Origin of the sequence: Mailhella massiliensis (genome assembly GCF_020741395.1) — a bacterium.
GTDB classification, from domain to species: domain Bacteria; phylum Desulfobacterota; class Desulfovibrionia; order Desulfovibrionales; family Desulfovibrionaceae; genus Mailhella; species Mailhella massiliensis_A.
The window spans coordinates 1-8,364 of record NZ_DYZA01000109.1; the positions used below are offsets into that span (position 1 = coordinate 1).

Genomic DNA, 8,364 nt, shown 5'->3' on the forward strand with positions numbered 1-8,364 from the left:
AAATCATGTTCGGCCGACTCAAGGATTGGCGCAGAATAGCCATGCGTTATGACCGTTGTGCCCACACGTTCTTTTCGGCTATTTGTCTCGCTGCCATTGTCATCTTTTATATTTAATGAGTCCTGAACCTAGGCAACTTTTTCACAATTACAGGTAAAAAGTCAATAATAATTAAAGAAAAATCTATTTAAATGTGTACTCATGCGATTAATTTGTAAAAAATCAGAGAGCTTGAAGAGAGCACGGCATGGCTGCAACATGCCGCTGTGCAAGGCGCCGGCGGCCTTCGGCCCGGGGTGGGGCGAGGATTGCGGCGGAACTTTGCGGAAGGGAGCAGGCGCGCCCGGCGGAGGAGAGCGGAGAAAGAACCTTGCGTGTATTTTCTCGAACCATTCCGGGAACAGGCGCGGAGTCTGCTCTCCCGGCAGGGCTTCGGCGCAGGAAGGCATGTGCGAAAAGGGGCGGGCGGCAGCTTTTTGTTACAAAAGCTGTTTTCCCATTGACAGGAGGGAGGGTGTGCTGAACAATGGCAAAAATTCCGGTACTTCCTTCATCTGTCTTCCGTCATGGAGGGAAAAGCCCCTGTTTGGGGGGCATGGCTCCGGCAGGTGCCGGGCCTTTGAAATTTTCCGTCGCCGCGCCTTTCGGGGAGGCGATGCACAGCCGTTTCCTGCACGCCGCGTATGTTGCGGTCAAGGCTCGGCTGCGGATGGAATCATGGTTCAGAAACATCACCTTTTCGCCCTGATCTGCCTTGCGCTCTGCCTTCTGTTCTGCGTGCCCGCGCAGGCTTTCGCCGCCAATCCTCCCGATTACGAAAGAGCCAAGGCGCAGCTTGCCCGCCTGAAGGGGAGCAGCCCCGGGGCCAATTCCTGGCAGGCCTGCGCCGACGCATTCCTTGAGGTATACGACAACAATCCCAAGTGGAACCTGCGTGTGGCCGCGCTTTTCCGCTGCGGCGTGGCGCTGGAGGAAAAGGCGAAAGTCACGAAATCGTCGGTGGATGCGAAAAAGGCCGCCGCCGTATACGAGCAGGCGGCAAAGAAGTACCCTTCGAGCGCCCTTGCCGACGACGCGCTTTTCCGCGCCGCAGTGGTGTATAACGAGCTTCTGAAGGATCAGAAAAAGGCCCGCGTGCACCTTGAGCATATTTCCCGCCGCTATTCCCGGGCCGACCATGCCAAAATCGCAGAGGAATACCGCGAGAAGATGGACGGCAAAAAGGCCGCATCGTCGAAAAAGGGCTCGGGAAGCGAAAAAAAGGTGAATATAGAAAAGCCGGGCCGGGCCGGATCGCACATGCTGGCCGCACAGCTCGGGCTTTCGGTGCGCACCATCATCATTGATCCGGGGCACGGCGGGCGCGACCCCGGGGCCATGCACAACGGCGTGGTGGAGCGCGACGTGAATCTCGACGTGGCCCAGCGCCTGAAGAAGATTCTGGAAAAGCTGGGCTACAAGGTGCACCTCACAAGGAGCGGCAACAAGGGCATATCGCTGGCCGAGCGCGTACGCTTCAGCCGCCGCAACAAAGGCGACCTTTTCGTGTCCATCCATGTGAATGCGGCGGAGAATACGTCCATCAGCGGTCTTGAGACCTATATCCTCGATTTCGCGCGCACAAGCTCGGCCAGCCGCCTGGCCATGGTGGAAAACGCGGACAGCGGCCGTCTCGGCGACATGGACAAGATTCTCACCGAAATACTCACGGGCGCGCGCACCAGCGAATCGCGCCGCCTTGCGGAGAATATTCAGAAAAGCACCCTGAGTTATCTGAAGAAAAACGGCGCCTCCACCCGTGACGGCGGGGTGAAGGGTGCGCCCTTCTTCGTGCTGGTGGGCTCCTCCATGCCCAGCGTGCTGGTGGAGATAGGCTATTGCACCAACAAATCCGAGGCCTCACGCCTCAAGACAAGCAAGCATCGGCAGAGGGTGGCCCAAGGGATTGCCAACGGTATCCACAGCTACGCGAGAAGCCTTCTGCAAAAGTAGGTTCTCCTTCCGGCAACGGCGGGGGAAGAGGCGGCGGAAAGATTTCCCGCTCAGGGGAAAACGTGCTGGGGATTTTGCGCCGTGGAGGCACGCCGTGCATGGGCGGCGCAGGGTGAGACTTTTGCCGTTATACCGCCTTGACAAGTATTTCCGTCATGAGGAGAATATGTGTGGCTTTGTCTGACATGGGAGAATGTTCATTTCCCCACCCAGTGCCGTCCGGCGGAGGGAAGACGGGGAGAATGGGACCGGAGCTCTGTGTCTGCCGGTTTTTCCCGACGGGTATCCGATGCTTTTTTCGGAAAGGCGCGGGGGGAGGCCGGGCGCTTTTCGGTGTTCCGGCAGCGTAAGAGCCAGTGCTTTTCTGTGGGACGATGGGGCGGGAGTGACGGTGCACCCGGCGAGCCCGTGCCGTTCAGGCGGAAGCTGGTGCCGAAGGCAGAAAGAATATGGTCCGTGGAGGAGAACCATGTTTCGCATTGCGAAGGTGTTCCGCGTCGTTGCGGCAGTCGTGCTGATGGTTGCCTTTTCCCTTTGCGGTACGACGGAGGCTCGGGCGGAAAGAGCGGAGAGCACGGCCCTGGGAAAAGAGTTTCAGCCGGGTTTTGTTTCGGGGCCGGAAACTGCGGAGAGCAGAGCCCTGAGAAAAGAGCTTCAGCAGCGTTTTTTTTCGGAGACGGAAACTGCGGAGCTCCCGGCGCTGAGAGTGGGCGTGGAGCGTGATTATCCTCCGTTTTCCATGCAGGACGAGCAGGGAAATACCTCCGGTTTCGATTTCGATATCGCCAATGCCCTCTGCAGGACCATGAAACGCGAGTGCGTCATTCTTCCTATGGCCTTCCAGGAGCTTCTGGACGCCATGAAGGAAGGCAGGCTGGATCTCATTATGGCCGGGCTGGCGGTAAAGCCCGAGAGGCTGCGCTATATGAACTTCAGCGACAGTTACTACCATTCCCGTTCCATATACCTTACGAAAAAGGGAGTGTCGGTCACAGAGGAGTGGGTGCGGGGAAAAAGGCTCGGCACGCAGAGCGGCACCGCGCAGAGGGCTCTTGCCGAAAAAATGTGGAAAGGCGTGGCTGAGCTTTACGAATATGAGGATCATTCCGGCCTGATAGAAGCATTGAAGTCCGGGGAAGCAGAGGTCGTCATCATCGACGGACTTGCTGCCTACGACTTTCTTCTGAGCAAGGAAGGCGCTGCCTACAGCATGCAGGCCCTGCCGCTGGAGCTGGACAGCCCCACGAATAATGCGTGCATAGGCGTGCGGAAAGACGACGCTCAGCTGCTCAAACAGGTCAATGCAGGCCTCAGCATCGTAAGGCTCAGCGGCGAATACAGCCGTATTGCGCGCAAGTATTTCCCCTTCAGTATATATTGAGACTGACATGGCAGAGAAATTTCGCAGGATCAGTTTGCGCCGTGCCGTAATTCTGACATTCGCGGTTATCGTCGTCTCTCTGTCGGCATCGTTTCTTTATGTATGCGGCGCGTTCTATCGTATAGAAAACCTGTCGGAAATAACGAAGGATAAGTATCTTCCCCAGATCATCGGCAAGCAGCGGATACTCGTCAATATTGAGACGCTTCGTCATCAGATTGCGCTTATCTACAATTCCGGCAGGCAGGATGAGGTGCGGAAGGCGCGGGTTGTCTCCCAGGCGCTCATGGCGGAAGCAGTTTTTGAGCAGAGCCCTGAATTTCATGATAAGGTGCTTCAGCTCAAGCCGGATCTTCTCCTTCTTCTCGACCTGAAGGAGAAGCTTCTTTTTATCAGGAGGCAGCTTCAGCTTGGGGAGCGCCGTCTGGAATGGATCATGGGGCGGCTTTCGGCGCGGACGGGGGAGGATTTCGATGCTTTTGCCGCTCACGCGCCCTCCGGCGAGGCCCGGGAAGTCCATGGGCGGGAATATGGCGCCGCCCGCATTTTTTCTGGGATCGACAGGCTTTGTGCCGGCGATAACTCTCCGGAACAGGATTGCCGTGCCTTTCATGACTGCCGGGAAATGGTGGAGGCGACACGGCAGGCTCTCCGCAGGCTGGACGGGCAGGCGCTTGCAGCCATGGAGCGCCTGGAAGACAGCCTGGATACGCTGTCGGACTATGCAGTGACGATGGAGCTGTTGAATATATCTTCCGATATGGGGAAGGTCGAAACAACCGTTTCCCATGTCCGCGTACAGTTTTTTCTGATAGGATGCGTCGCCTTGGGATTGCTTCTGGGGATTTTCGTCCTGGTCCAGCGCAATATCCTGAAGCCCCTCCTCAGCATGGCGGCTTTTCTGCATGATCTGCGGCAGGGCAGGAAGCCCAAGCCCCTGTCTGAGGCGAGGATCAGGGAAATCCAGCAGATTATGGACATGCTGCCGGTGCTGCGCTCCACTATCGAAAGGCTCAACGTACAGACAAGCCTGCTTCTGGAAGAGCGCGACGAGTACGCCAGGCTTTCCCTGCACGACGCGCTTACCGGCCTTGGGAACCGCTGGGCGCTGGAGGAGCGGAAAAAGGCCGACATGCCCGGGATGCCTCTGGGCATCATCATGTTTGATATTGATTTTTTCAAAAAGTATAACGACACGTTCGGCCACATGGAAGGCGACCGTTGCCTCCGCCGGGTGGCGCAGGCGGCCAAAGGAAGCCTGCTCCGCCATTCCGACGCCGTTTTCCGCTATGGAGGGGAAGAGTTCATCGTGCTTATTCCCGGCGCCGATCTCCGCGCTGCCGGGCTTATCGCCGGTCGTATCCTGGAGAGTATCCGCAGCGCGGGCATAGCCCACCCCGGAGCGCCGGGGGGCGTGCTTACCGTCAGCGCGGGCGTGGCCTGCCGGGCCCTGGGCGAGGCGGCCACCTTTGAGGAGCTTATGGCGCAGGCGGACCAGGCGCTTTACGCCTCCAAAAAGAACGGGCGCGACAAGGTGACGGTTTTCCCCGGCTGAGAAGCGCCCCGGAGACGCTCCGGGTTCCGCATCACGGAGAGGCCTCTTCGGCAGGATTTCCGGTATGGGAAAGCCTCCGCCTTTCGGCGGAGGCTTTCGACGTTTCGGGGAGCCTTCAGGATCAGGGCGCGCAGGGCGGAGATGCCCCGGCTCAGGCTTGTCTTCCGTTTCCTTCCGGCAGGGCGGCCCCACCATCGGCTTCGGGCAGGGCGGTCTGGGGCAGGGCGGATTCTTCTTCGTTTTTCAGGTGCACATCGAGTTGCGGGAAGGAGATTTCTATGCCTTCCTCCGCAAAGACTTCGTTGAGCCTCAGGCGTATGTCGGAAGTGACGGAGGTGCTGTCGTTGTACTCGCGCACCCAGAAGCGCAGCACGAGATCCAGGGAGCTTGCGCCGAAGTTCATGAAGAAGGCCGTGGGCTCGGGGTAGAAGAGCACCTTCTGATGTTCTTTCGCCGTCTTCAGCATGAGGTCGAGGCAGCGGCGCACGTCGGAACCGTAGGCCACGCCCACGGCGATTTCCTTGCGCACGCGGCGGTTGTTGTGCGTCCAGTTGGTGAAGGTACTGTTCAGGAAGCTGGAGTTGGGGATGAAGATGATGGCGTTGTCGTAGGTTTCCACCATGGTGGAGCGGATATTGATCTTTTTCACCACGCCGGTGATGCCCCCCACCTCCACAACATCGCCTTCGCGTATGGTCTGGCCGAAAATGACGGAGATGCCGCTCGTGAAGTTCTGCACCATATTCTGGAGGCCGATACCGATACCCACGGAAAGGCCGCCGGCGATGATGGAGAGGCTGGAGAGGTTGAAGCCCAGGGCCTTCAGGGCGTAGAGGCCGAACATCGCCCAGAGCAGGCATTTGTAGACGGCCTGGATGGGGGCGAGCAGGGAGATGGAAATGCGCGATATCTGTGCCTGCATGCCTGCCATAAAGGTATTGCCCACGGCGAGCAGGGCGCGGGTAAGGTAGAACGCGATGAAGATGCTGAGGATCTGCATGGCGTTCAGGGAGACGTCGCCGATGTTGAAGCCGAGCTTGGCCATGTTCTGTAGGAGAAAGTAGCCGCCGGGATAGGCCAGTATCCATACCACGGCAGCCATGACGGCGATGAGCAGCACCACGGGCATGACGAGGGCCATGGCGAGGCTTGCCATGACGGCGATAGCGCCTTCCTTGGGCAGGTAGGACTCGATGAGATGTTCCACCTTGAAGATGGATACGCAGAGCATGATCGTCACCGTGACGGAGGTGAAGCACATGCTGATGAGGATGGACAGGCGCGAGAAGCCGAGCAGGCTGATGATGAGGGTGATCCACAGCTGCACCGTGTAGAGGCGCATGATGGTGCGCGGCAGGGGCTGGGCGGGCAGGGGCAGGCGGCGCGTTTTCCACAGGTCCACGGCCTGTACGACGACCCATACCACGCAGATGAACAGGGGAAAGGGGTCGAAGTTGAGCAGCACCATACCTATGATGAGGGGCGGGAACATGGGCCAGAGCGGGGAAAGGCGCGGCCTTTCGGGGTTCTCGAATTCATAGAGGTCCCAGGCGAGGAGCATCTGCCCCCAGCACAGGCACATGGTGCCGAGGGTGGCCACCGTCTGGTACATCCTGCCGTCGCCCCAGGCGGAGAGGTGTATGGATATGCCGAGTGCTATCCATATGGCGCTGTTGCGCATGACGCGGGCCACGCCCGCCTGCATCTGTTCCGGGAGCCTTCTGCGCGAGGTGCGGCAGAAGGCGATTCCGAGCAGGGCGAAGAAGAAAAGGCCCGTGACGATGCGCACGATCACCACCATGAGGGCGTCCATGGAGCTCGGCAGTTCCGTGGTGATGCGCAGGGAATAGAGCTCGCGCAGGGAACCCAGGTTGCGGAAGTCCTTGCCCAGGGCCACCACGTCGTAGATATGGCCGGAAGACTGGAAGTAATAGTTGTTCCAGAGCTTGGGCATTTCTTTCATGAGCGCGCTTATGCGCCCCTGCACTTCTTCAATGAGTTCCAGCGCGGGTTCAATGATGGTGTCGTAGCTTTTCTGGAGCTTGGTGATGTTCCTGTCGGCTTCCCTGAGGCGGGAGGAAATCTTGCTGTCCACGTCGCTCTGTCCGGACAGGGATCTGTCGAGCAGGGCGAGGGCCTGTTTTTCTTTTTCCAGATCTGCCTGGGTGTTCTGCAAAGGCCGTATAAGGGCCTGTATGCGTTCCTTGATGCGGTGCAGGCGTTCCACGAGCACGGTAAGGTCGGAAGGCATGCTGCCCTGCAACTGGGAGAGGGTGTCGAGCTTCTGAAATTCCTGCTCCAGCTGGGAAATGCTCTGCTTGGTGTTGGAAGAAAGCTCGGAAAGGCCGTCTTTGAGGGTCTGGGAATGTTCAATGATGCCCGCAAGCTGGGCGTTGTGAGAGGCAAGAAGCGACTCCCACGCCTCCTGCACGCTCTTGGCCGCCTCGGCGGCCCGGGCTTCTTCCTCTTTTTTTGCCCTTTCCGCCGCTTTGGCCTCATTTTCTGCGCGGGCTTTGGCGGCGGCTTCGGCCTGCTCCTTGGCGTCGGGCAGGGGAGCACTCTGCTCCTGCAGGGACTCTTCATCCTCCGTCTCCTGGGCGAGGGCGATTCCCGTCGGGCCGGGCTGCGCGAGGCAGAGGAGGAAGGCAATCAGGAAAAACAGCGGGAAAAGGCGTGGTGTGCGCATGGGATTTCCTCGCGGACGGTATCAGCGGGCGCTGAGGGTGAAGGAAAGGGAAACGCTCTGCTCCGCATGGACGGGGGGCGGGAGTATGGCCCCGGGGCTTTGTACGGCCGCCATGACGGCTGCGTCGACCTGTTCGTTGCCGGAAGGCGAGCTGATGCGGCAGTCTTTTACGGAGCCGTCGGCCCACACGTCTATGCGTACCACAGTTGTCCATGAACCGGAAAGCCCCTGAGGCATGATGATGCGCGGCGCGATGGACTGGCGCAGCATGTCGGCATAGTTCTGCGGGCGCTCAGCGGCCGCGACCTCCCTCCCGCCGGAGTAGGCCGCGGCGAGGCTCACCACGGACTGCGCGCCGAAGGGCGGATAGGGATAGGGGGAAGCGTTTTGGGCGGCGGAGCAGAGGGCGGCGTCTGCCGCGGGGGTGACGGAGCTTTGGCGCACCGCGCAGCCGGCAAGAGCGCCGGAGGGCTCGATGGTCAGCTCGACCAAGGCCGTGCCGCGCGCGCCCTCAGGCTCACGCCATACCTGCATGAGCTGCGTGAGCACCTCGGTGGAATAGCCGCCCGAAGTATCCGCCGCGAGAGTGGCGGCCGAAGAGGGCGCGGGGGTGAGAAGAAGGGCAAAAAGCGCAGCGCAGCCCATGGCCCGCATGAGCGGGAAAAGGAGCTTCCCCGGGGTGGGGAGGCTCAAAAGGGCAGGCGAAAACACGTTCATGAAAACTCCAGAGCCGGCCCCGGAGGAAAACGG

General features: G+C 59.7%; 5 protein-coding genes and 1 pseudogene. 4 read left to right on the top strand and 2 right to left on the bottom strand.

The features are described from left to right. The 4 genes and pseudogenes from K8W16_RS05720 to K8W16_RS05735 form a co-directional block, all read left to right on the top strand. Window positions 1-116 (top strand): annotated as a pseudogene (locus K8W16_RS05720) (IS5/IS1182 family transposase); the annotation flags it as partial. A gap of 601 nt (window positions 117-717) precedes the next feature. After that, complete coding sequence (locus tag K8W16_RS05725) at window positions 718-1,992, top strand: N-acetylmuramoyl-L-alanine amidase (protein ID WP_304121997.1); 1,275 nt, start codon at window positions 718-720, stop codon at window positions 1,990-1,992. A 469-nt stretch (window positions 1,993-2,461) separates the two neighbouring features. Then, window positions 2,462-3,373 carry an ABC transporter substrate-binding protein gene (locus tag K8W16_RS05730; protein WP_304121999.1) on the top strand — a complete coding sequence of 304 codons (912 nt, stop codon included), beginning with the start codon at window positions 2,462-2,464 and terminating at the stop codon, window positions 3,371-3,373. Window positions 3,374-3,380: 7 nt separating this feature from the next. After that, window positions 3,381-4,928, top strand: a complete 1,548-nt coding sequence (locus K8W16_RS05735) for a GGDEF domain-containing protein (RefSeq protein WP_304122001.1) — start codon at window positions 3,381-3,383, stop codon at window positions 4,926-4,928. A 151-nt stretch (window positions 4,929-5,079) separates the two neighbouring features. On the opposite strand, the gene K8W16_RS05740 is transcribed toward K8W16_RS05735, so the two are convergent. Together K8W16_RS05740 and K8W16_RS05745 are read right to left on the bottom strand one after the other, a co-directional pair. Then, window positions 5,080-7,614 carry a mechanosensitive ion channel domain-containing protein gene (locus K8W16_RS05740; protein WP_304122003.1) on the bottom strand — a complete coding sequence of 845 codons (2,535 nt, stop codon included), beginning with the start codon at window positions 7,612-7,614 and terminating at the stop codon, window positions 5,080-5,082. A 21-nt stretch (window positions 7,615-7,635) separates the two neighbouring features. Next, a complete protein-coding gene (locus K8W16_RS05745) occupies window positions 7,636-8,331 on the bottom strand; it encodes a TonB family protein (protein WP_304122004.1) in 696 nt (231 codons plus the stop codon). Window positions 8,332-8,364 lie beyond the last annotated feature (33 nt).